Consider the following 22,917-nt stretch of genomic DNA (forward strand, 5'->3'; position numbering starts at 1 on the left):
TGGTCGGAGTGTCCATGGAATGGGAACTGGGATCCGCGGATCCTGTCGTCAGGGGTTTGCGGAACTACGTTCGCAACGTCGTGGAAACGCTGGGGTTGAACGGTGACTCCTCGTACGCGCAGTCGGAGCCGTTGAGCCTGTACCTCGCGGTGGACGGGCACCTCCCCGAATTCCCGTACCGTGACGTCGCCCTGTTGTGGGACGAGGAGCACGGTTGGGCCGGGGCCCTGGAGACCGGGTGTGGCGAGGACCTCATCGTGGTGAGCTACCTCGGCGACGACCCGCTTCCGAAGCCCGAGGTCGTGGCCTCCTACACCGCCGCCCTGTTGCGCGGCGAGTCGCCGGGACAGCCCGTACCGCCCGAGTTCCCCGTGGCCGAGGTGCGCCGGGGGCTGCGCTGGTTGGCACGCGTCCCGGACCTCGCCGGTTCGCCGCTCGGCGGGCATCGCGGCGTGTCGAGGACCCCGGTCCCGGCCAAGGCCAGTTGACCTCATGCCCCGGCGGCCTCGGGGGAGGAACCGGCGCCGGGGCGATCACCGAATCGACATCGATCGAACGGCGGAGCCCGAGTCGGCGGCCTCTCCGTGAAACGGCGGAAATCGTGTGCGCGCCCGTGACGTGGGCGCGGTGGCGTGGCTAGCGTGCGGAACCGATCCCATCGAAAAGCCCGAGAAAGGCTTGGTGTCCATGGATCGGATTTCGCGAGTCCGTCGCCACGCGGTGGTGGCCTTGATCGCCGCCGGTGCGGCACTGACTCCCGTCGCGTACGCCTCCGCGGCCGATGAGTCCACAACGGACGGTATGCGGGCAGCGTCCACCGAGTGGTCGACGGAGTATGTGGGAGCCCGGGCATCCGGCATCCGCTGGGTCGAAGGGGCGTTTCCCGAACGCTACCTCCACGTCGAGGGTGAGCTGACCGGGCCCGCCGACGGCTGCGCGTCCGTGTGGGAGCAGTGGACCCACGACTTCGTCGTCTTCCCGAAGAAGAAGATCGCCACGGCCTGCGACGGGGAGAGTGTCCCGGTCCGGACGGGTAACTCCGTCAACTTTCCCACGATAAGCGGTCAGCTGTGGCTCTGTGAGGGCACGACGAGCGCCGACAACTGTGGCCAGCCGGTCCGTCTCACCGGTTCGTGACCGACTGCCGAACGGGCTGCGGGTCGTGGTGGACCCGCGGCCCGAGGTGCCCGTCGTCGGCGTCGCCGTGGTGTACGGCTCCGGAAGCCGGGCCGAGCGCCCCGGAGAAGCGGGGCTGGCCCACCTCGTCGAACACCTGATGTTCCGGGGCTCGGCCCACGTCGCGCCGGGGGAACACGCCCGGCTCGTGGAACGCGGCGGCGGGGTGTTCAACGCGGTCACCAGGGCCGACGACACGGTCTATCACCAGGTCGTGCCCGTCGGCGCGCTCGAACAGGTGTTGTTCTGCGAGGCGGACCGAATGCGCGGGCTGCGACTGACTCCGCAGTCGCTGCACCGGGAGGTCGAGGTCGTCGATCGCGAGATCCGCGACACGGTTCGTGACGTGCCCTACGGCGGTTTCCCGAGGAACGCGCTCAAGGCGGTGTTGTTCGACCGATTCGCCAACGCCCACGACACCTACGGCGACGTGGAGGTGCTCCGCGCGCTCACGGTGGCCGACGTCGAACGATTCCTCCACGACCACTACACCCCGCGCAACGCCGCCGTGGCGGTGTCGGGACCGGTCACCGTGGACCAGGTGAGGGAACTGGTGTCCGACCACTTCGGAGACATCCCGGCCGGGGCGGCCGTGCCGCGTCCCGACCTGACCGAACCGGTACCGGACCGGCCGCGACACGACACCCGGTACGACCCGCGCGCCCCCTTTCCCGCCGTCGCGATGGGCTGGCGGGTACCCGATCCCCTCGGCGACCCCGACGCCTTCCTGCCGTACGTGGTGTTGGCGGAGCTGCTCGCCGGGGACGGCCGGGCCCCGCTGCCCCGACGCCTGGTGCGTACCGAGGGCGTCGCGGTGACCGTCGACGCCGCCGTGAACCTCATGGGCGATCCGTTCGGCGTGCGCGACCCCACCGGTTTCCATATCACCGTCCACTTCCGACCCGGAGTCGCCGTCGAGCGAGTCGTGGCCGCCATCGAGGAGGAGTGCCGAGCGGTGGCGGACACCGGACCGACGCCGGGGGAGCGTGCTCGCGTGCTCGGCAAACTCACGGCAAGACTGTCCGGTCGCCTCGACGACGTCAGCGCGCGGGCCGTGTGGGCGGCGCGCTTCGCGCTCCAACGGAACACACCGGACCTCGGCGGGGAACTCCTCGGCGGACTTGCCGCGGTGGACGACGACGCCGTCCGGGCCGCCGCCCGCGCCGTGAGCTCGCGACCCCACGCCACGGTGGAAGTCGTCACCGAACCACCGTCCCGCACCGTGACCACGGCGGGGGCGGCGTGACCCGAACGATTCCACCCACCCGGCCCCCGGAGACGATCACCGTGCCCGCGCACGGTCGACGACGAGCGGCGACGGGCCTTCGGGTGTTCGCCGCTTCCCGACCGGCGCCGTTGACCGAAGTGCGGTTGTACGTACCACTGCCCGGCGCGGGCCACGCGACGACCGCCGCCGTCCTGGCCGAGATGCTGTTCGCGGGCCGAAGCCGGCTGCGCGACCGGTTGGACGCCATCGGAGGACACCTGTTCGCCGTCGCGGGCGCCGACAGCCTCGTCGTCAGCGGCAACGCGCTCGCCGCCCACACCCGCGAGCTGTTCACGTTGCTCGCGGGCGCGTTGCGGGAAAAGGTCCGCTCCCGGCCCGAGCTGCACCTGGCTCGCGCGCGGATCGCCGACGGCTTCCGCCTGGCGCGCAGCCGTCCCGAACTCGTCGTGCACCAGGCGCTGAGCACCATCAGGTACGCGGGCCACCCTTACGGGCAACCCCCGCCCGAACCGACGGTGGTGGACGCGGTGACCGAGCACGACGTGATCGAGTTGTGGGAGTCGCTGCGCCCCGCCGACGCCACGCTGTGCGTGGTCGCCTCCGCCCCGGTCGAGCAGACCCTGGACCTCGCCGCCGAGACGTTCGCGGAATGGCGCGGGTCGGCGCGGCCCGCACCCGAGGAGGTCCCCGTTCCGCCACCACGCCCCGGCCCGGTGACGCTCGTGCACCGGGACTCGGCCGACCGGGTGTTGCTCCGGTGGGGGCTGGACGTCGTCGGGCCGGCCCATCCCGAGCTGCCCGCCGTCGAACTGACCCACACCGCGCTGGGCGGCTCGTACTCCTGCCGCCTGGTGGAGACGCTGCGGCAACGACACGGCTGGGCCTACACGCCGTCGACCTCGCTGCTCCACCAGCGACGAGCGAGCCTGCTGGTGGTCTCGGCCGACGTGCCCACAGAGGCCGCCGAGGCAGTACTCGACCTGGTGCGGGACGAGCTGCGCGGGCTCGCGGAGAATCCCGTCCGCGGCGAGGAACTCGAACGGGCCCGAGGGAAGACCCTGGGGGCGCACGCGTTGAGTCTGCGATCGGCCGCCCACGTGGCCGACGTGATGCTGACCCTCGCCGAACACGACCTCGAACTCGACGCCGTCGAACGGCGGGTACGAAAGCTGCATGCCGTCCGTGAGTCCGATATGGAATCGGTGGCACGGCGACTGTTCACCCCGGAACGGGCGACCGAGGTCGTGCTCGGCGACGCCGTCCTGCTGTACGCGAAGCTGAGCGCGTTCTATCCGGTCGTGCACCGATCGATGGAGTAGCGGAGACCGCGGATCAGTCGGCTGGTGGAGGACACCGTTCGCGCACCGTTCCTAGCATCGACACGTCGTGCGAGGCGGCGTGGAGGCACAGTGAACGAGTGGGCCGAAAAGACCGTGCCGGTGGCCGCGCCCGCCGGACGGGTGTGGTCCCTGCTGGCGACGTCGCAGTGCTGGCCGTGGCTGTTCGGCACGGGAATCTCCGTGGACTTCGCGGGCCGCGAGGGCGGCCGAACGCGATACCGCCTGCGGAAGGACGAGACCGAGAGCGAGATCGAGGTCGTCCCCGCTCCGAACGACCGGACGGTCGAGGTGCGCCATGCTGATCGCGGTGTCCTGACCTGCCGTGTCGATGCCGTCGGGCACGAAGCCGTCAGTAAGTGGACGGTGAGTCCCGAAGCCGGGGAACCCCTCGCGGCCGTGTGGCGCACGGTCGAGTCCTGCGCTCCCGCGATCGAGAAGACCAGTCGAGCCATCGACACCGCGCTCGCCCCCGACGACCCGCTCGACCGCGCGAAGGCACTCGTTCCGCTCGCCCGCGACCGCGCCGACGACTCCCGGACCGCCCGCACGCTCGACCCCGCGGTGGTCACCGCGCTGCGCGAGTGCGGGATCTTCCGGATCGGACTGCCGCGTTCGCTCGGCGGCGCGGACCTGCCCGCCCGCACCGTCGTGGCCGTCGTCGAGGAGCTGAGCCGGGCCGACTCCGCCACCGGGTGGTGTGGCTTCATCGGCAACCAGAACGCCTACGCGGCGTGGCTGCCGCCCGACACGCTCGCGCGCATGGTGGGGCCGGACGGCTCCTTCGTCCTGGCGGGATCGACGGCGGTGCTGGGCACGGCCGAACCGACCGGCGACGGCGGCTACCGCGTCAACGGGCGGTGGCGGTTCAACAGCGGATGCCTGCACGCCGACTGGATCATGGCCGGGGTGACGGTGCCCGCCGAGGACGGGACACGGGTGCCCCGGCTGGTGTTCGTCCCGTGGCGACGAGCCACCGTGCTCGACACCTGGCACGTCGCCGGACTGGCGGGCACGGGTAGCCACGACGTCGTGCTCGCCGACGTGGAGGTGCCCGAGGACTTCGTCGCGCCCCTGTTCAGCGGCCCGTCCCGTGCCCCGGACCCTTTGCACCGGCTCAGCCCCTACAACATCCAGGGCGTGCTCATGGTCGGCCTGCCGCTCGGCCTGGCACGTCGCGCCCTCGACGAACTCGACGCGTTGCTGTCCTCGGCCGCGGAGGCGTGCCCGGACGACCTCGTCGTGGAGGCGGCCCGGTTGGAGACCCGCCTGGAGGCCGCTCGCGCGCTCGCGCTGAGCACAGTGGACGCGTACTGGGACGAACTGCGCACCCGGCCCCAGCTCACGCCGCGCTCGGCCGCGCGGTTGGCGCTCGTGCTCCGACACGCCGTGGACACGGCCAAGCACGTCGTCGAGAGCGTCTCGGCGATCGCGGAGCACGGCGGCGACGCCGGTGCGGCCCGGACCCTGCGCGTGCTGCTGCGCGACGTCTACGGCGCCGGCGCGCACTTCGCCTGTAGTGACGACGTGTACCTGCGCAACGCGACACGGTTCGCCGGACGTGCCGGGGACCCGTGACCGGGCGGGAGGCGACTGTGACCACAGCGATTTCCACGACGGACGTGTCCGCGCGTCCCGAGGAACGACCCGATCCACTGGAGGCGGCCCGCGAAGCGGTGGCGGCTGTACACGGCGGGACGCGGCCGGAGGAGGCACTCCGGGACACGGGACTGCTCGACCTGAGTGCCCCGTGGCGGCCACCGGTCTCACCCGAGACCCTGCTGAGCGTCGGTGAGGAACTCGGTCACGGCGACGGCGCGCTGGGCAGGGTGTTCGTCGCCGCGCAGGCCGCCGCCGTGCTGCACTGGGCGGCCCCCTCGCCGGAGGGGAAGCTCGGTGAGGGCTCCCACGTCACGGGAGCCGACGAGGACTCCGGGGTGCTCACCGACGACGGGTCCGGCGCGGTCCTCACCGGCCGGTGGCGGGAAGTCGTCGGCGCGACCACCGCGGACTGGCTCGTGCTGCCGTGCCGCTCGGGGCCTCGACGGGTCTTCGCCCTGGTGCCGACGACGGCGGTACGCCGAGGGCACGGCGTCGCGGGCCTGCTGGACGACCTCGCCGCGCCGGAGGTGGTCTGTGACGGCGTCACCGTCGCCCCGGAACGGATAGTCGACGCGAGTGGTCCGCCGTCGAGGGGATCGCGAATCCTGCCGTTCCCCCTGCACCTCAGACACATCGCCAGCGGGGTGGCACTCGGTATCGCCCGGCGCGCCGTCGGGGAGTTCGTCCGCACGGCACGACACCGCTCCCGAGCGGGGGCGGTGCAACGAATGATCGAGCAACCGGTGCTGCAACGCGAACTCACCCATGCCGTGCAGAGCTTCCGTGCCGCGAGGGAGCTGTTGGACGCCGAGACACGGCGGCTGACCTCCGGGTCCCCGCAGGCCGGTGCGTTGACACGGGGTGGCCGGGTCCGACTGGCGTCGGCCCAGCTGCACGCCCAGCGGTGCGCCCTCGCCGCCGTGCGCCTCGTGTTCAGCAAGGCGGGCGGCAGCGCGCTCTACAGTGGACATCCGTTGGAACGAGCCTGGCGCGAGTCGGAGACCCTGTCGACGCATCCGCTGTTCGGACCCGAGGCCGAACGGGAACTGGCGCGTGCGCAATTCGGTGGATACCCGTCCGGAGCCATGCTGTGAACGGAGTATCGCGAACCGAATTCGCTGGCAGATTCGCCGAGAACCGCCTCGCCGAAATCGTTGATCTGATGGACGTGACTACGGATGCGGACTTCTACCGTGAGGGGCGCAAGCTCATGTCGAGTCATGAGGAGAAGCGAATGAGCATTGTGGAGAAGTTCGCCAACTCGCATGTGGACGAGACGCTCCGCCCGCTCCAGGTGGGTTCGGTCGCCGGTCCGGTGCTGGCCACCCCGGCCTACGCCGGCTACGCGGCGGGTGCGTTCACGCTCGGTCTGATCACGGACCTGATCGAGAACCACCACGCGACCGAGGTCACGCCCACCGGCCCGGTGCCCGAGTCGGGCTCGGCCGACGAGCTGCTCGGGATGCGGGTCGAGAGCATCAGGTGAGTCACCGGGTGTGGTGCCGTGCTCGTTCGGGCACCACACCCACTTTCTCCGAACTTCGAGTACCAGGCACAAGGGAAGGCGTCCGTGGCCCTCATCGACTCTCTCGAGAAGCGATTCGGCTCCTCGATCGACCGTTCCTCACAGGACCGTGCCTTCGACCAGGTCGAGCGGCTGACCGCGCTGGGCGCGGCGGTGTCCTCGCTGGAGTACCTCGCCTCGTCCCGCGACTTCGACCGCGGTGAACTGCTGAGCTGGGACACCGCTCGTACCCGTTACCGGTGGATGACGGGCCGTTCGGCGAAGGCGTTGGGCGCGGTGTTCGACAAGCCCGGCATCCAAGCGTTGTTCGGGCTCCGGGTGCTCGCGGCGGCGACGCTGCTCAACCCTCGTGCCTCCCACGCGAGCAAGACCGCAGCGGCCACCTACCTCGCCACGACGAACTTCGCCGTCCACGCGCGCAGTCCCTACGGCTCCGACGGCTCGGAGACCGTGCTCACCATCTCGCTCACCAGCATCGCGCTCGGCCGCTGGTTCCGCTCCGACCCCCGTGCCCGCCACGCCTGCCTGTGGTTCATCGCCGCGCAGTCGTGTCTGTCGTACGGCATCGCCGGGCTCGCCAAACTGGTCTCGCCCGTGTGGCGGGACGGAACCGCCGTGCGCGACATCTTCCGCACCCGGATGTTCGGCCACCGGAAGGTGTTCTCGTTCCTGCGTAACCGTCCCAAGCTGGCGCGAGCGGTGGGGATGGGAACGATCGTGGGGGAGATGGCCTTCCCCTTGGTCCTCGTAGCCCCCGCTCCCGTGGCTCGTGCGCTGCTGGCCACGGGAGCGGGATTCCACGCCAGCAACGCGGTGGTGATGGGGCTCAACCGGTTCGTATGGGCGTTCCTCGGCACCTACCCGGCGGTGATGTACTGCTCCCGCGCGCTCGGTCGCAGGGCGAAGGCGAGCTGAGTGGTGCGCTCGGGCGGTGCCGATCTCGTCGGCCACATCACGAAGCGGCACGTCGGCAAGATCGCCGTGGCCGTGGTGCTCGGGCTGGTGGCGGCCGCCGCGGGACTCGCGCAGCCCGTGTTCATCGGGAAACTCATCGACACCGTGGCACTCGGCGGGGAACTCGTCTGGCCCATCGTCGTGGTGTTGGCGTTGTTCGCCGCCGAAGCGGTGTTGACCTCCCTACAGGCGTACGCCATGGGCCGCGTCGGCGAGAGCATCGTCTACCGAGCCAGGACCACCCTCGTCGCTCGCGTGCTCGGCGCCGACTACCGGGCGTTCTCCCGGCACCGCATCGGCGACCTCACCTCCCGCATCGTCGCCGACACCGCGATGCTGAGGGTGTCGCTGTCGCAGAGCCTCGCCTCGATCGTCGTCGACGCGACGATGGTGCTCGGCGGGCTCGTGCTGATGTTCCTCATCGACCCGCTGCTGCTCGGCATCACGCTGGGCTGCCTGGCCGTCGCGAGCGTGGTCTCGCTGCTGCTCGCCCGGAGGTTGAAGACGGTCGCCGCCCGGCAACGCACGATCATGGGTGACTTCAGTGCCGACCTGCAGCGAGCCATCGGCGCGCTCGCCACGGTCAAGGCCTGCGGGGCCGAGGAGTTCGAGCGGGAACGCATCGGCGCGCTCGCGTCCGCCGCCCGCCGTTCCGGGATCAAGGTCAGCGCGCTGAGCGCACTGCTGTCCCCGGCGATGGGTATCGGCCTGCAGATCTCGCTCGCCATCGTGATCGTGACCGGGATGAGCCGCGTCGCCACCGGAACGCTGTCCGCGGCCTCGCTGACCGCGTTCATCATGTACCTGTTCTACCTCGTGTCACCGCTGGTGACGTTGTTCATGGCGATCGGGCAGCTCCAACAGGGGCGGGGAGCGGTCGGCCGGATCAACGAGCTCGCCGACATCGAACAGGAGGTGCCCGTGCGGGCACCTCTCCGGGCGATGGAGACCGCGACCGTGCCGGGAGTCCAGCTCGACGAGGTGCGGTACGAGGGAGTCGACTTCTTCCACGACGACACGCAGGCGCTGCACGGCGTCTCCTTCGTCGCCCCCGGCCGGGGCCTCACCGCCGTCGTGGGGCCGTCGGGCTCGGGCAAGACGACGCTGCTGCAACTGCTCATGCGCTTCTACGCCGTCGACGCCGGACGGATCACCCTCGGTGGCCAGGACATCGACACCATCCCGCTGCCCGTGCTGCGCACGCTCGTGGGCTACGTGCAGCAGGAAAGCCCCACGCTGCGGGGCACGATCGCGGAGAATCTGCGTTACGGGCACGTGAGGGCGAGCGACAGCGAGATCCAGCGGGTCCTGGTGCTCAGCGGACTCGAACCCGTGGTGCGGAGACTTCCCAAGGGACTCGACACCGAACTCGGCGAGGGTGGGGCCGGGTTGTCCGGCGGCGAGCGACAACGACTCGCCATCGCCCGCACCCTGCTACGGAAGCCCTCGGTACTGCTGCTCGACGAAGCGACGTCCAATTTGGACTCCGAATCGGAGCTGCTGCTGCGGCGAAGCATCACTGAGATCGCCAAGGAATGCACGGTGATCAGCGTCGCCCACCGGCTGTCCACGGTGGTGGACGCCGATCGAATCGTGGTGCTGGACGCGGGCCGGGTACAAGCGGTCGGCACCCACGAGGCGCTGCTGCGGGACAGCCCCTTGTACCGGCGGCTGACCGCGATCCAGCTCGGAGACCCGTCCGGCCCCGACGTGCCCGCGCAGCCGGGAAACCCCGTCTCCGGTTCACTGTGCGGCTCACTTCCCGTGGGACAAGGAGGTTCGTGACCCATGTCCACTGCGCTACCGGACGAGGAGTTCGGTACTGTCGTCCGACTCGACGACGGTCGGCGGATGTACGCGTCCCTGCGGGGAACCCCGACCGAACAGGCACCCACCGTGGTGTTCGAAAGCGGCCTGGCCTCCCCACCGCAGGTGTGGGAGTGGGTACGGCGAGCCCTGCCCGCCGACGTCCCCACCCTGGCGTACGCGCGAGCGGGCAGCGGCTGGAGCGATCCGGGACCCCGGCCCCGGACGGTGCCCCGCCTGTCCGGTGACCTTCACGCCCTGCTGGACGCCGTCGAGGTGACGGGTCCGATCGTGCTGGTGGGCCATTCGTTCGGCGGCCTCGTGGTCCGGCACTTCGCCGGGACGCACCCCGACCGCGTGGCCGGAGCGGTGTTCGTGGACGCGTTGCATCCCCGGGAATTGCGGCGCTCCGCCAACCAGCGGCGGGGAATGGCGTGGCTGGAACAGTCACTCAAGTTGTCGGCCCTACGCGCGAGCCTGGGGCTGGCGCGCAACCGGATCGACGAGCGCTTCGACGCGCTGCCCGGTGAGGCCGGACGGCTGGCCAGGGGCCAGCTCTGCCGAGCCGCCCTCTGGCGGGCGGCCGTGTCGGAGCTCGTCTGGTGGAAGAAGTCCGACCCCGAGAAGGTCGAGGTGGGTACTTTCCCCGACGACGTTCCGCTCGGTGTCGTGATCTCCGGAGAGTCGCTGCGCAACGACGTGGCGCACCGGAAACTGCAGCAGGACCTGCTGGCCTGGTCACGGCGTTCCTTCGCCGTGCCGGTACGCGAGGCGGGGCACTTCGACCTGGTGCTCGACGCACGCTGGGCGCGAGTCGTGGCGGACGCGGTCGCGGCGGTGCTGACGGCACTTGCGGAGACCACGGGGGAAGCCGAGCCGGCGAGGGCGTCGGTGACCGGTGACGGGGAAGTGTCCGCTGTTTCGGAAGGAGCCGGCGATGGCAGGTAAGAAGGCCAGGGCCGCACTGTACGCGTTCTTCGCCACGTGGTTCGGACTCACCGTGGCGGGGCAGAAGCTGTACCGCGACGACAACAAGAAGAGCTTCTGGGACAGGCTCTACCTGGTGGTCGCGGACTGGCGGTTCTTCGCGCCCAATCCGGGCATCCACGACCACCACCTCCTCATGCGGGACAAGCTGTCCGACGGAACGCTGACCGAGTGGACCGAGATCCGCACCGTCGAGGAACGCACCCTGCGCCACGCGGTGTGGCACCCGCACCGCAGGGCCGAGAAGACGGTGTTCGACACGGCGGCGGAGCTGCTACGGTTCATCGGACAGCACGGGCCGATGAACGGCAACGCCGACCCCACGGTGCAGTTGTCCGTGCCGTACCTGACGCTGTTGGCCCACGTCACCACCCGGCGCCATCACCCCGACGCCGTGCAGACGCAGTTCCTGATCGCCGTGTCCGGGGGATACGACGAGGAGGACGAGCCGACGATGGTCTTCCTCTCGGAGTTCCACGCGCTCTCGCCGAAACACGCGGAGCTCGGCCGGACGAACGCCTCCGCCTCGGTGTCCGACACCGGACGGGTGCCGTGACGAAGCCGCTCGAACCCGATGCCGACGTGGTGGTCGTCGGCGCCGGACCGGCGGGAGCGACGGCGGCCGCCGTGCTGGCGGCGCGCGGCTACCGCGTGCACGTGGTGGGTGACGCTCCGGGCGAACGGCGTCCCGTGTCGGAGGCCCTGCCCGCGGGAATCCATCCGTTGCTGGAGGAGCTGGGACTGCGTGACCGGCTCACGGAGGTCGGGGCCGCGCGCTCCGAACACGCCGTCCTGGACTGGGGCAACGGCGCGGAACCGTGGCGCAGTCCCGTCCGGGGACCCGAACCGTACGACCACGGGTACCACGTGGACACCGCGGAGTTCGCCGCGCTGCTACGCGAGCGAGCGCGGGAACGGGGAGCGATCGTCGAGTCGGCGCCCGTCCTGGAGCCCCTCGTCGTCGACGGTGTCGTCACGGGCGTGGCCGTGCGGGCGTCGAACGGACGGCCACGCCCCATCACGGCACGCTTCACCGTTGACGCGAGCGCGGAACGCGTGGTGGCGGGACATTTCGGAGCGCTCCGCTCCGATCCCACGTTGCGATTCCTCGTCCGGCGCGACCGGGCCCGGCCGGAGGAGAGCAGCGCGGAGCCGGGGGTCTTCCACACCGAGTTCAGCCCGGAGACCCGCACGTGGCGGTGGGTCGTCCCCTGCCGGGACCACGTCGAGACCGGTCGGATGTGGCCGACCGACGAGGAACCCGACCCGCAGGCCGAGGTGTGGACGCCCCGAACCGCGGAGCGGCTCGCCGGGCCGGGCTGGCTGGCGGTGGGAGACGCGGCCGGTACGGCCGATCCGCTGTTCCTCTCCCCGGCCGCCGTGTCGGTGTTGGCCGCCCACGCCGCCTCCGACGCGCTCCACGCGGTCCTCGCCGGGATCGCCGATCCGGCGCGGACCGTGTCCGGATACGAATCCGCCTACGCCGACACTCTCGCCGTCACGCACCGGTTCGCCGTTTTCTGCCTCGACGCCGCCCGGCGCGGATGCTCCGAACTGGAACTGGCGCGAGGGATCACCGAATTGCTCGGTTCCCGTGAGGTCGGACCGGCGTTGTCCCGAACTCGCGCCGCACTGGAGGGCCGGGGACCGCTGTTCGACTGCGAATGCCCGGAGGGGCCGCTCGTCGCGGGAGTGGAAACGCTGCCCTGGGCCGCTCGAAACCATTGAGGTGACGAAGGAGGAGAAATCTCCGCCGTCGCGTCCGAATCCCGGTCCGGCACATCGCCGGTCGACTACGAAAGGTGCGAAGATGAACAATTGGGACACGAGAACGCGGTCGAGGGCGACGAGGCCGTGTTCGTGGGGTGGGGCCGACGTCGAACCGTCGTCGCCCGCGAAGGGGTCGCGTGACTGACCCGAGGAATCGATTCGCCCGCACACGTGCTCGCCACGAAATGCGCGTTTCGCGCGTTCCTGTTCCGGGCGTGTTCTTCGGGAGGAATTCGGTCGTTCGCTCGAACAGGAGAGTCGTGTGAGCTCGGACAACGAGACGAAGAAGCGGAAGTACACCACCGAGTACCTCACGAGTACCGGAGCCCTGCTCGGTTTCGCCGCCGGAATGTTATTTGAACAGGTGCTCGCGGGGATGGTTGTCGGAATGGGTATCGGTGGTTTCGCGGGATATCTGATGGAGCGCCGTTCGAAACAAAGCTGATGTTCGAAGCCTGACCTCCCGATGCGGTGACACGCGACACCTGAAAACAGTGGAACCGCTGTCAGGAAAATCCTTGACATGGTGGATGTGATCGCGGCGCACGACATTACGCTCGATTTTTGTCGGAATACCACCGACGGATAGTGGAGGTGTGAAGATGAACAACATCGAGAAGGCGGCTCAGGCCGCTCTTCCGGAGCAGGGCGGCGTGTTGCGTCCGTTGGAGCGCGCCAACGGTGCCGCTCCGGTTCTGGGCACGCCCGCGCTGGTCACGGCCACGGGGGTGTTCTTCGTGGCGGGCAACATGGTGCTGGACCTGGTGGGGCACGAGAGCGCCGCCAAGCACGACGGGGCCGTTCCCACGGGCAAGTCCGGCGCCGAACTGCTGTCCATGCGTGCCAACGGCCTGCGCGGCTGACCACCGGCACGTCGAAATCCGCATGACCCCGGAATCCACCCGGTCCCCGGTGGGTTCCGGTCATTGTCGTGCACCCCGCGCGGCGGCGACCCGATGCGCCGCCGCGCTCTTTCATGTCCACATCGGTCTCACCGCTCCCGAACTCCTCCCGAACGATCAGCAACATGACGGATCGGCACTCCGCGGGAATGCCGTCGGTTGAGGGAAGCGCGGGCGCGAACGCCGGACGTACGTTGTCCCGGCGGTGGTCCACGGCTCGTCGCGGCGGCCGCTTGCGGACCGGCCACCGCTGGCATGTCGGAGGAAAGATGCGGTTGCGTTCGAGTGCACCACGGCGGAAGCGCGGCCCGAAGGACGACCTCGACGCGGTTTTCCGGAAGGTCGAACGGCTGACGGCGACCGGCGCGACGATCGGCGCGCTGGAACTTCTGGCCAGGCGCAAGACATTGGACGACAGGAGCCTGCTGGGCTGGCCGGTCTCCCGGACCAGGGTGCTGTCGCTCAACCGGCGCCCCGGCAAGTACCTGGACAAGGTGCTGCGCTACCCGCAGGTGCTCGGCATGGTTGGTGCGCGTGCGGCGAGCGGCCTCGCGCTGCTGGCGCCCCGTGTCGGCCGGAAGGGGCGAGCCGTCGCCCTGGCGGGGATGACGGCCACGGGCGCGGGACTGAACCTGCGGAGCAACTACGGCCTGGACGGCTCCGACCACCTCTCGTTTATCAACTTCGCCGTCTCGTTGTTGGAGAAGCTCTACCCGAACGACCGCAAGGCCCGCGAGGCGGCCCTGGCCTTCATCGCGGCCCAAAGCTGCCTGGCGTACTTCACCTCCGGGGTCGTGAAAATGACCTCCCCGGTCTGGCGCAGCGGCGACGCGATCAGCGGAGTGTTCCGCACCCGCACCTACGGCGACCGGTTCTTCTACAACCTGGTCAAGGACCGCAAGCTCATGGCGCAGGCACTGGCCTGGGGCGTCATGGTGGCCGAGGCGCTCTTCCCGCTGGTGCTCGTGGCGCCCCGGCCGGTGGCCCGCATGATCCTGCTCGCGGGGATGGGCTTCCACCTGGGTAACGCGCGCTTCATGGGCCTTAACCGGTTCTTCTGGTCCTTCGTCGCGACGTACCCGGCGGTGGCGCACTTCTCCCGGCACCTCGGCGGGAACGGGGAACAGCGGCGGGCTCTGCCGGAAGGAGCGACGGCATGAAACCGAGGTTGGTGTTCGCTTCGGCGGTGGCGGCGGGCATCGCGGTGGCAGCCGGGGTGGCACACCGCCTGCGCAGCGTCCCGGACTGGCCGGAACCGCCGGGGGACGTGACCACGGTGCGCGGCGAGTCCCTGCATCACCTCTCGTCGGCCGAGGGAGCCGGGCCGACCGTCGTGTTCGAAAGCGCGTTGTCGTGCCCCTGCACCGAGTGGGCGTGGGTGATACGCGAACTCGACGGTCACCTGCCGTACCTCGCCTACGACCGGCCCGGCAACGGGTGGAGCAGTGCCCACAACCCGCCACGGACGGCGGCCGAGCACGCGGAGCTGCTGCACGACCTGCTGGTGGCTCGTGGCCTGCCCGGCCCGTACGTCCTCGTCGGGCACTCGGTGGGCGGCCTGCTGGTCAGGGTCTTCGCCGACCGGTACCCCGGCGACGTGGCCGGACTGGTGCTCGTGGACTCCTCGCACCCGGACCAGCTCGAACGCTCGGCGCTGCAGCGCGAGGGCATGCCGCTGGTGCAGCAGAGCATCTGGACCACGTACTGGCGGTCGCGGCTGGGACTGCCCCGCCCCGACGACGGCTTCGGCGCGCTTTCCGATCTGCCCGAGGAGCTGGTCGATCCCAGCATGCGCGTCATGCGCAGGCCCGAGCCCTGGAAGGCGGCCGGACGTGAGTTCGCCGACTGGTACACCCGCTGGAACGACGAGACACGGGCCACGACGCTCGGCCCCGAACTCCCCGTCGCGGTCGTGACGGCGGGAGCGCAGTCCTCCATGGACGGCGCGCACGCTCGGATGCAGGAGGAGCTGGCTCAGCTCACCACCGTCGGCCACCACGACGTGGTCGTCGGCGCGCAACACGACGCGCTGGTCATGCGGCCCGAACCGGCCGCCCGCATCACCCGCGCCGTGGACTGGGTGGTGCGACGCCATCACGCCACCGCGCGGCAGTTCAGCGGACGGAAGGGATAGGAGTGGCGATGAGAGTTGCTCGGTTCCGGTGGTCGACTCTCGGGCGATGGGCCCTGTACGGCACGTTGTCGTTGTGGTTCGGACTCTCCGTCACGCAGCAGACCGGCCGTCCCCATCCGCTCGCGAAGCGGATCGACCCCACGGCGATGGCGATCCCCAACTGGCGGTTTTTCGCCCCCACTCCCGCCAGACACGACTTCAACGTGCTCTACCGGGACCGGCTGCGCAACGGCGAGCTGACGCCGTGGCGGGAGCAGGAGATCACCAAGGACCGCACCCTGCGGCAGATGCTGTGGCATCCCGATCGCCGGATGGAGAAGGCGTTGTTCGACGTCGCCTCGGAGCTGCTCCAGTCCCGCGAGCAGATCCAGGAGGCCGAGCGCATCCAGCTCACGGTGCCGTATCTCGCGATGTTGAACTTCGTCAGCTACCAGGTCGAGCACCACCCCGACGCCGTCGCCGTGCAGTTCCTCATCGCGCAGTCGGCGGGACACGACGAGTCCGTGGAACCCACGATGCTGTTCCTTTCGGAGTTCCACTCGCTGGCCGCCCACCCGGACGAGGCGAGACGGGAGCCGGCGTGGGCTACCGCGTGAGGCCGGAGGCGTACGGCGAGGCACTGCACGAGGTGTACGACCGGATGTATCCGGGCGAGGACACCGCGGGTGCCGTCGAGTTCCTGGCCTCACTGGTGAAGCCGGGGGCGAAGGTGGTGGAGTTCGGTGCGGGCACCGGACGACTCGCAGTCCCACTGGCGGAGCGCGGGCTGACGGTGCACGCGGTGGACGCCTCACCGTCCATGTTGGACAAACTCCGGGCCAACGACCCCGGCGGCACGATCACCACCGAGTGCGCCGACATCGCCGAGTGCAAGGGCGACGGGACGTTCGACCTCTGCTACCTGGTGTGCAACACCCTGTTCATGGTGCCCGACGCCGAACGGCAGATCGAGGTGCTGCGCCGAGCCGCCGAACACGTCGTCCCCGGTGGCCACGTGGTGGTCGAGGTGTACGAACCGACCGGGCTGCACCGCTACGGCCGGCCGTTCGTGCAGGTGCGGCACCTGTCCCACGACCAAATCATGATCGACCACACCGATGTGGACCCCCTGCGGCAGCTGCTCGTCCAGGTCCATTCCGTCGTGGGCGGCGGGAAGGTGACCAACTACACCGAGCTGAGCCGCTACGCGTTCCCTCGCGAGCTGGACCTGATGGCGCGGCTCGCGGGGCTCGGCCACGAGGCGCGGTACGGGGACTGGCGCGGCGGGGAGTTCACCCACGGTGCGCGCAGCCACGTGACGGTGTACCGACGGCGTACCTGAGGAGAACGGATGCGTGTCGCCCTCGTCGCCATCGGGTCGCGCGGTGACGTTCAACCGTTCCTCGCGCTGGGCTCGGCGCTGCGGGACCGCGGACACGAGGTACGGCTGGCCACCCACGCCGACTTCCGGGCCCTGACCGCGGAGGCGGGGCTGGAGTACGCGCCGATGCCGGGCAGCCCGGCGCACTACTTCGGTTCACCGAAGCTGATCGCGTCACTGCGGTCGAGCCGGTCTCCCTGGCAGTTGGTACGTCGAATGCCTCGCCAGGACGCGGCCACCGCGGGCGAGGCCACCGCGGTGATCGCCGAGTACGTGCGGCGAGCGACCGACAAAGCCGACCTGTTGGTCACCTCGCCGTTCGTCCGCAACGCCTTCCTGGGCCGGCAACCGGACCTGCCCTGGGCCTTCGTCTCGTGGTATCCCACCTTGCCCACGTCGGCGTTTCCCGCGATGAGCGTGCCGAGGCTGCCACTGGGCGGGGGATACAACCGCCTGAGTCACCACGTGTCCCGATATCTCGAATGGCGGCTCTGCCGCCCGATCGTCAACGCCTACCGGGCGAAACTCGGGCGTCCCCCGCTGGGGGCGCGGGTGCCGTTCGCCGAGCTGGAACGCGGACGGCCGAATTTCTGCCTCCAGAGTCCGCGGGTGCTGCCCAGGCCGGACGACTGGCCGGACAACGTCCACCTGGACGGTTACTGGTTCTGGGACCGGGACTGGACCCCGACCCCCGAGGCGGTGACCGCGGTGGACCGGGACCCCGCGCCCGTGGTGGTCTCCTTCGGCTCGCTGTGGCCCGCCTACCCCGACCACGCTCTCCGAACTGTCGTGTCGGCCGCGGAGGCGTTGGGCCACCGGGTGATCGTGATCGACGGACCGGAGGGCGCCGAGGTGCCCGACGGAGTGGTGCGACTGCACGACGTGGACTACACGTGGTTGTTCCCCCGCGCCGCGGTAGTGGTGCACCACGGTGGCTTCGGCACCGGTGCGGCGGCGTTGCGGGCCGGGGCGCCACAGGTGGTCGCCCCCATCTTCGTGGACCACCCGTTCTGGGCCGAACGCATGAGGGCGATCGGCGTGGCGCCCGAAGCGGTACCGGGAGCTCAACTCGATCCGGTGCTCCTGCGGCGGGCCCTCACCAGGGCGTTGCGGGACCCCGAACTGCGTCGGCACGCGGCCCGAGTCGGTGCCGCGGTGCGTGCGGAGTCCGCCGTGGACAAGGCGTGTGCGGTGTTGGAGCGATGGATCGGGGTGGAGGAATGGGCGCGACGACCACACTGAGCGAGTCCGAACTCGGCAGACGCCTGCACGCCATCCGGGGAGTGTTCTGGGAACTGGCCGTGGTGGGCGACCCGTACGCCGACCTGCTTCGCGGCCACGTCGATCCCCGGTCCCCCGAGCCGGCTATGTCCTTTCCGGCCCCGGTGACGCGCAGCGCGGTGGGAACGTGGGTGGTCACCGATCCGGCCCTGGCGGCCACCGTGCTCACCGACCGCTCCTTCGGGCACCTGCGAACCGACGGCCGCAAGGCCCGCATCCAGGTGCTTCCGCTCGCCGAGGCGGGACTGCGGCCGGGGGAGGCCGACCGGGACGCCGTCGAGGCCGCGCTCGCCGCCACTCCGGAGGCCCGGCCACGGTGGGAGGCCGCGCTCGCCGAGCACGCCCCGCGCGTGGCGCGAGCACTGGAGGGGCGGGAGGTGTTCGACGTGCTCGCCGACTACGCCGTGCCGTTGTCGCGGGCCGTGCTCGCCGAGCTGGCCCGAGAGGCCGCCGACGTGGTGGAGCGACACTTCCCGGACCTCGCCCGCGTGCCCGACGCGCTCGTGACCCCGCAGCGCCTGGACGACGTGCTCGCGACGACCACTGCGGTGAGAGCGGCACACGCTGCCTGGCGGGTCGACCACCCACCGCTGCCGCTGGCGATCCTCTACGCGGCGACTGCGCCGACCGCGGTGGCCGCCGCGATCGGCGAACGCCTGACGGCGGGCCCGGACGCGAAGAGCCTCCGGCGGCGTCCGCCGTTGCGGCTGCTGCACCGGGTGGCCCACCACGACATGCCCCTGGGCGAGCATCGGATCGCCGAGAACGACCAGGTCGCGGTGGTGGTCGACGATCCGGCCGTGCACGCCGCGGTCAGCGCCGCCGACCCGTGGAGCCGAGCCCTGGCGGTCCTGCTCGACGTTACCGTCGAGGCCGCACTCGACGCCTTGAGCGGGCACCGCTTCGCTCTCCGTTCGCTGTCCGAACCGATCCGTCGGCCCCGGAGTCCGGTGACCCGGCGGCTCGTCCGCTGGGAGGTGACCGCGCGATGAGCGCGAACGAACCGATGCGGGTGTTGTTCACCTCGATCGCCCACACCACGCACTACTACTCGATGGTGCCGTTGGCCTGGGCACTGCGCTGCGCCGGACACGAGGTGAGGGTGGCGTCCCAGCCCGCGCTCGCCGACGACGTCACGCGCAGCGGCCTGACGTTCGTGCCCGTGGGCGACGACCACGGCTGGGAGGAGCTGTTGTTCAAGATCGCGTCCGTCGAACCGGCACGCGACGCGCCGCGGATCGACTTCCGCGACCTGCTCGACGACCCCGACCCGGAGGCCCTGCTCGGCTTCTACATCATGCTGGTGCCCACCCTGTTCGGCACCGTGAACAACGACTCCATGGTGGATGACCTGGTGGAGTTCGCCACCGACTGGAAACCCGACCTCGTGTGCTGGGAACCGCTGACGTGGGCGGGCGCGGTGGCGGCGAAGGTCACCGGCGCGGTCCACGGGCGGCTGCTGTGGAACTCCGACGTCCTCGGCGCCACCCGACGGTACTTCCTCGACGCCTGGGAAAAGCTGCCCGAGGAACTGCGCGACGACCCCATGCGCGAGTGGCTCACGTGGACGCTGCGGAGGTTCGGGCAGGAGTTCGACGAAACCGTGGTGGAAGGCCAGTGGGTCGTCGATCAACAGCCGCCGAGCCTGCGGCTGCCCACCAAGCAACTCAGTCTGCCGATGAGCTACGTGCCCTACAACGGGCCCTCGGTGGTGCCCGAGTGGGTACGGGAGAAGCCGGAGCGGCCCAGGGTCTGCGTGACCATCGGGATGTCCGCTCGTTCCGGCAACGGGTTCAGCAGCATCGAGCTACCCGAGCTGGTGGAGGCACTGGCCTCGCTCGACGTGGAGTTGATCGTCACGGTGAAGGCCGATCAGCGGGCCGAGTTCGGGCCCCTGCCGGACTCCGTGCGGCTGGTGGACCGGGTTCCGCTGCACGCGCTGTTGCCGACGTGCTCGGCGATCGTGCACCACGGGGGAGCGGGGACGGAGTGCACGGCGTTGCGCTCCGGCGTGCCGCAGGTGGTGCTGCCGGAGATCTGGGACACCACCTGGAAGGCCGCGTTGCTGGAGGAGAACGGGGTCGCACTCACCGAGCCCGCGAACGCGCTGGACCCGGCCTCGGTGCGACGGAAGCTCGAACGGGTCCTCACCGAGCCGTCGTTCCGGAAGCGGGCCGCCGAGCTGCGACACGAGGTGCTGACCCAGCCCTCACCGGCCGAGGTGGCCGCCGAACTGGAACGGCTGGTACGTACCCCGTGAGGTGCCGGGCATGACAAGTGTCATGCCCGGCCGATGACGAACACACACGATTCGCTGACCGTTGTTCCTACCTCGGGTCCGGTACTCCACTCTACTGTGGACTTATGTACGGTCCTGTGGTCGACGTGAACGAGCTGCGATGCTCCTACGGCTCCTACGAAGCCGTGGCCGGAATCAGCTTCCGGGTGGACAGAGGTGAACTGTTCGCGCTGCTGGGAACGAACGGCGCGGGCAAGACGACGACGTTGGAGACCCTCGAAGGACACCGCGCCCCGTCCGGTGGTTCGGTGCGGGTCCTGGGATGCGATCCGATGCGGGATCGCGCGAAGCTTCGCAGCCGCGTCGGCATCATGTTGCAGGACAGCGGCTTCGCGGGGGACCTCACCGTCAGGGAGACGGTGGATCTGTGCCGCGCGATGAGCAGCCGCGACTCCGATCCCCGACAGGCGCTGGAACGTCTGGAGCTGGCCCATCGCAGTGACGTCCGTGTCAAGCAGCTCTCCGGTGGGGAGCGACGCAGGCTCGACCTCGTGCTGGCGACGTTGAACTCGCCGGCGTTGCTGTTCCTCGACGAGCCGACGACCGGGCTGGACCCCGAGTCGCGGGCCACGGTGTGGGCGTTCGTCCGGGAACTGCTCGCGGACGGGGTCAGCATCGTGCTCACCACGCACTACCTCGACGAGGCGGAGAACCTCGCGCATCGGCTGGCGATCATGCACGACGGTCGGATCGCCGTGGAAGGGACGCTCGCGGACGTGCTCAGCGCCGAACGCGCCCACATCGGGTTCGACCTTCCTCCGGGGCCGTACGAGTTCGAGCTTCCCGGACTCGTGGGGGAGATCGACCCGGCACGGCTTGCCGAGGGGCGGGTCCACATCCGGACTCCCGATCTGGAGCACGACCTGCGGGTAGTGATGCAGTGGCAGAGCGCCCACCAGTTCCCCTTGCGCCGGTTCCGTGCCCACCACGCTTCTCTCGACCAGGTGTTCCACGACGTTCTCGACCGCAGCCGGGCCCGGTCGAGCTCCGTCTCGTCGGCCCGGTTCGACCGGGAGGAGGTCCGATGAACCTCACACGCAGGCAACTCGTCGCGCTGTTCCGCGCCGAGACCAAGCTCCTGACCCGCAACTCCACGGTGGCGGCCACGGCGCTCGTCTTCCCCGTGGCGATGGCCGTGTTCATGGTGCTCTACTCGCGGGACAACCTCGGTGCGCTCGGCTGGGCGCTGCCCGTCGCGTTGCAGGTGTTGCTGATCGTGGGGATGACCGTCTACATCAGCACGACGCTCGCGCTCACCGCCAGGCGCGAGGACCTCTACCTGAAGCGGTTGCGCAGCGGTGAGGCGAGCGACGTCGTGATCATCGTCGGGATCAGTTCACCGCTGATCGTGCTGGGCCTGCTGCAGTGCGTGCTGGCCGTGGCGGTGGTGTGGGTCCTCGGACAGGGAAGACCGCACAACGTCCCGGTGCTGGCGTTGGCCGTCGTGCTCAGCGTGGCCATGACCGCGACCCTCGGTTTCGCCACGACCGGGTTGGTGTCGAGTACGCAGCAGGCCGACATGGCGGGGCTGCCGTTCTTCCTCTTCTTGTTGGTCACCGGAATCTGGGGAGCCACCAACGGCGCCGAGGGGCCGACGGTGGAGCAGCTGTGGACTCCCGGCGGCGCGGTGGTCGACCTCATGAGGATCGCCTACGACGGCACCAGTTCGTTCTCCGAACAGCTCGCCGCCTCGCCTCCGGCGGTGCTGGTGTTGCTGGCGTGGACCGTGGTGGGAGCGGTGGCGGCCCGACGGCTGTTCCGCTGGGACCGCAGAGTCGGCTGATCGTTCACCGCTCTCGTGATTCAGCCCGAGCTCCGACGGTTGCCGACCAGGCCGAGGGAGTGGGCGATGGCCGCGGCCTCGGTGCGGTTCGACGCGTCGAGTTTGCGCAGGATGCGCAGGACGTGCGAACCCACCGTGGCGCGGGTGATGTGGAGGTGTGCGGCGATCATGGGGTTGGACATGCCGTGAGCGAGGCAGGTCAGGACCTCGCGCTCGCGCTCCGTGAGCGAGTCCAGTGTGGTCTCCTCGGTACTGGAGAAGAGGTCGATGACGTCCCTTCGGTACTCGCGCAACGCCGGGGGTGACACGAAGAGGTCGAGCGCGGCGGCCGAGTGGATCGCCGCCGCGAGGTGCCAGGGGGAGTCACACACCTGTACGACGGCGGCCACGCCACGGCGCAGGACCTCTCCGATCTCCTCCCGCTCTCCTCCGCAGAGGGCGACGATCGGTTTCACCGAGTGCTTCCCGTCTCCGGAGGGTTCGCCGAAGAACCGCTGCCAGCGCGAACATCGGGTGATGTCGTTCGACCGCGCGATCCACACGTCCGGCTGTCGGAGCGACCCCGTACCCCGGAGCGCCTCCTCCAGCGTGGGCATCGTCATGGTCAGTTCGATGTGGAATCGCTTGAGGTCCAGCGCGTGTATCCAGGACAGTCTGCCCTCGCTCGCCCGGAGCTTGCTCGGGTCCTCGACCAACCCGACTGTGACCATGCGAATCCCCCAATGTGGTTACTCGGAGCGAGCGACAATGGTGCATGTTGCTCAATACGGGAA

General features: G+C 70.0%; 24 protein-coding genes. 23 read left to right on the plus strand and 1 reads right to left on the minus strand.

Going from position 1 to position 22,917, the window contains the following annotated elements:
- Window positions 1-14: 14 nt before the first annotated feature.
- The 23 genes from SACGLDRAFT_RS07670 to SACGLDRAFT_RS07775 all read left to right on the plus strand — a co-directional run bounded on the left by SACGLDRAFT_RS07670 (window position 15) and on the right by SACGLDRAFT_RS07775 (window position 22,144).
- Window positions 15-488: a DUF6292 family protein gene (locus SACGLDRAFT_RS07670; RefSeq protein WP_005463290.1), complete on the plus strand. Its 474-nt coding sequence runs from the start codon at window positions 15-17 to the stop codon at window positions 486-488.
- Between the two features lie 199 nt (window positions 489-687).
- Window positions 688-1,137, plus strand: coding sequence for a hypothetical protein (locus SACGLDRAFT_RS07675; RefSeq protein WP_157608779.1), 450 nt, complete (start codon window positions 688-690; stop codon window positions 1,135-1,137).
- Window positions 1,106-2,422 carry a M16 family metallopeptidase gene (locus SACGLDRAFT_RS07680; RefSeq protein ID WP_005463294.1) on the plus strand — a complete coding sequence of 439 codons (1,317 nt, stop codon included), beginning with the start codon at window positions 1,106-1,108 and terminating at the stop codon, window positions 2,420-2,422. The genes SACGLDRAFT_RS07675 and SACGLDRAFT_RS07680 overlap by 32 nt, the downstream gene beginning before the upstream one ends.
- On the plus strand, window positions 2,419-3,723 hold the full coding sequence (locus tag SACGLDRAFT_RS07685) for a M16 family metallopeptidase (RefSeq protein ID WP_005463296.1): 1,305 nt from the start codon (window positions 2,419-2,421) through the stop codon (window positions 3,721-3,723). Before SACGLDRAFT_RS07680 ends, SACGLDRAFT_RS07685 begins: the two co-directional genes overlap by 4 nt.
- Window positions 3,724-3,813: 90 nt before the next feature.
- Window positions 3,814-5,319 carry an acyl-CoA dehydrogenase family protein gene (locus tag SACGLDRAFT_RS22485; RefSeq protein ID WP_005463298.1) on the plus strand — a complete coding sequence of 502 codons (1,506 nt, stop codon included), beginning with the start codon at window positions 3,814-3,816 and terminating at the stop codon, window positions 5,317-5,319.
- Window positions 5,320-5,336: 17 nt separating this feature from the next.
- A complete protein-coding gene (locus SACGLDRAFT_RS07695) occupies window positions 5,337-6,437 on the plus strand; it encodes an acyl-CoA dehydrogenase family protein (RefSeq protein WP_005463301.1) in 1,101 nt (366 codons plus the stop codon).
- A 140-nt stretch (window positions 6,438-6,577) separates the two neighbouring features.
- Window positions 6,578-6,829 carry a hypothetical protein gene (locus SACGLDRAFT_RS07700; RefSeq protein ID WP_157608781.1) on the plus strand — a complete coding sequence of 84 codons (252 nt, stop codon included), beginning with the start codon at window positions 6,578-6,580 and terminating at the stop codon, window positions 6,827-6,829.
- A gap of 84 nt (window positions 6,830-6,913) precedes the next feature.
- On the plus strand, window positions 6,914-7,783 hold the full coding sequence (locus SACGLDRAFT_RS07705) for a hypothetical protein (RefSeq protein ID WP_005463305.1): 870 nt from the start codon (window positions 6,914-6,916) through the stop codon (window positions 7,781-7,783).
- Window positions 7,784-9,607, plus strand: a complete 1,824-nt coding sequence (locus tag SACGLDRAFT_RS07710) for an ABC transporter ATP-binding protein (protein WP_005463307.1) — start codon at window positions 7,784-7,786, stop codon at window positions 9,605-9,607.
- Window positions 9,608-9,610: 3 nt separating this feature from the next.
- Complete coding sequence (locus tag SACGLDRAFT_RS07715) at window positions 9,611-10,576, plus strand: alpha/beta fold hydrolase (RefSeq protein ID WP_005463309.1); 966 nt, start codon at window positions 9,611-9,613, stop codon at window positions 10,574-10,576.
- Complete coding sequence (locus SACGLDRAFT_RS07720) at window positions 10,566-11,171, plus strand: DUF5819 family protein (RefSeq protein ID WP_005463312.1); 606 nt, start codon at window positions 10,566-10,568, stop codon at window positions 11,169-11,171. The genes SACGLDRAFT_RS07715 and SACGLDRAFT_RS07720 overlap by 11 nt, the downstream gene beginning before the upstream one ends.
- Entirely contained in the window at window positions 11,168-12,343 is a 1,176-nt protein-coding gene (locus tag SACGLDRAFT_RS07725; protein ID WP_005463314.1) for an NAD(P)/FAD-dependent oxidoreductase, read from the plus strand. The genes SACGLDRAFT_RS07720 and SACGLDRAFT_RS07725 overlap by 4 nt, the downstream gene beginning before the upstream one ends.
- A gap of 304 nt (window positions 12,344-12,647) precedes the next feature.
- Window positions 12,648-12,830, plus strand: a complete 183-nt coding sequence (locus SACGLDRAFT_RS07730) for a hypothetical protein (RefSeq protein WP_005463316.1) — start codon at window positions 12,648-12,650, stop codon at window positions 12,828-12,830.
- A gap of 157 nt (window positions 12,831-12,987) precedes the next feature.
- On the plus strand, window positions 12,988-13,248 hold the full coding sequence (locus tag SACGLDRAFT_RS07735) for a hypothetical protein (RefSeq protein WP_005463318.1): 261 nt from the start codon (window positions 12,988-12,990) through the stop codon (window positions 13,246-13,248).
- Between the two features lie 164 nt (window positions 13,249-13,412).
- A complete protein-coding gene (locus SACGLDRAFT_RS21515; RefSeq protein ID WP_232284098.1) occupies window positions 13,413-14,447 on the plus strand; it encodes a hypothetical protein in 1,035 nt (344 codons plus the stop codon).
- A complete protein-coding gene (locus SACGLDRAFT_RS21520) occupies window positions 14,444-15,421 on the plus strand; it encodes an alpha/beta fold hydrolase (protein WP_005463322.1) in 978 nt (325 codons plus the stop codon). The genes SACGLDRAFT_RS21515 and SACGLDRAFT_RS21520 overlap by 4 nt, the downstream gene beginning before the upstream one ends.
- An 8-nt stretch (window positions 15,422-15,429) precedes the next feature.
- Window positions 15,430-16,017: a hypothetical protein gene (locus tag SACGLDRAFT_RS07745; protein WP_005463324.1), complete on the plus strand. Its 588-nt coding sequence runs from the start codon at window positions 15,430-15,432 to the stop codon at window positions 16,015-16,017.
- Entirely contained in the window at window positions 16,002-16,742 is a 741-nt protein-coding gene (locus tag SACGLDRAFT_RS07750; protein WP_005463326.1) for a class I SAM-dependent methyltransferase, read from the plus strand. Before SACGLDRAFT_RS07745 ends, SACGLDRAFT_RS07750 begins: the two co-directional genes overlap by 16 nt.
- Window positions 16,743-16,751: 9 nt before the next feature.
- Complete coding sequence (locus SACGLDRAFT_RS07755) at window positions 16,752-18,023, plus strand: glycosyltransferase (protein WP_005463328.1); 1,272 nt, start codon at window positions 16,752-16,754, stop codon at window positions 18,021-18,023.
- Window positions 18,002-19,054: a cytochrome P450 family protein gene (locus SACGLDRAFT_RS07760; RefSeq protein ID WP_005463330.1), complete on the plus strand. Its 1,053-nt coding sequence runs from the start codon at window positions 18,002-18,004 to the stop codon at window positions 19,052-19,054. Before SACGLDRAFT_RS07755 ends, SACGLDRAFT_RS07760 begins: the two co-directional genes overlap by 22 nt.
- Window positions 19,051-20,322, plus strand: coding sequence for an activator-dependent family glycosyltransferase (locus tag SACGLDRAFT_RS07765; RefSeq protein WP_005463332.1), 1,272 nt, complete (start codon window positions 19,051-19,053; stop codon window positions 20,320-20,322). The genes SACGLDRAFT_RS07760 and SACGLDRAFT_RS07765 overlap by 4 nt, the downstream gene beginning before the upstream one ends.
- Window positions 20,323-20,426: 104 nt before the next feature.
- Complete coding sequence (locus tag SACGLDRAFT_RS07770; protein ID WP_005463335.1) at window positions 20,427-21,389, plus strand: ABC transporter ATP-binding protein; 963 nt, start codon at window positions 20,427-20,429, stop codon at window positions 21,387-21,389.
- On the plus strand, window positions 21,386-22,144 hold the full coding sequence (locus tag SACGLDRAFT_RS07775) for an ABC transporter permease (RefSeq protein ID WP_005463337.1): 759 nt from the start codon (window positions 21,386-21,388) through the stop codon (window positions 22,142-22,144). The genes SACGLDRAFT_RS07770 and SACGLDRAFT_RS07775 overlap by 4 nt, the downstream gene beginning before the upstream one ends.
- 20 nt (window positions 22,145-22,164) lie before the next feature.
- On the opposite strand, the gene SACGLDRAFT_RS21525 is transcribed toward SACGLDRAFT_RS07775, so the two are convergent.
- Window positions 22,165-22,854: a response regulator transcription factor gene (locus tag SACGLDRAFT_RS21525; protein ID WP_005463339.1), complete on the minus strand. Its 690-nt coding sequence runs from the start codon at window positions 22,852-22,854 to the stop codon at window positions 22,165-22,167.
- Window positions 22,855-22,917 lie beyond the last annotated feature (63 nt).

It is taken from the genome of Saccharomonospora glauca K62 (assembly GCF_000243395.2).
Taxonomy (GTDB): domain Bacteria; phylum Actinomycetota; class Actinomycetes; order Mycobacteriales; family Pseudonocardiaceae; genus Saccharomonospora; species Saccharomonospora glauca.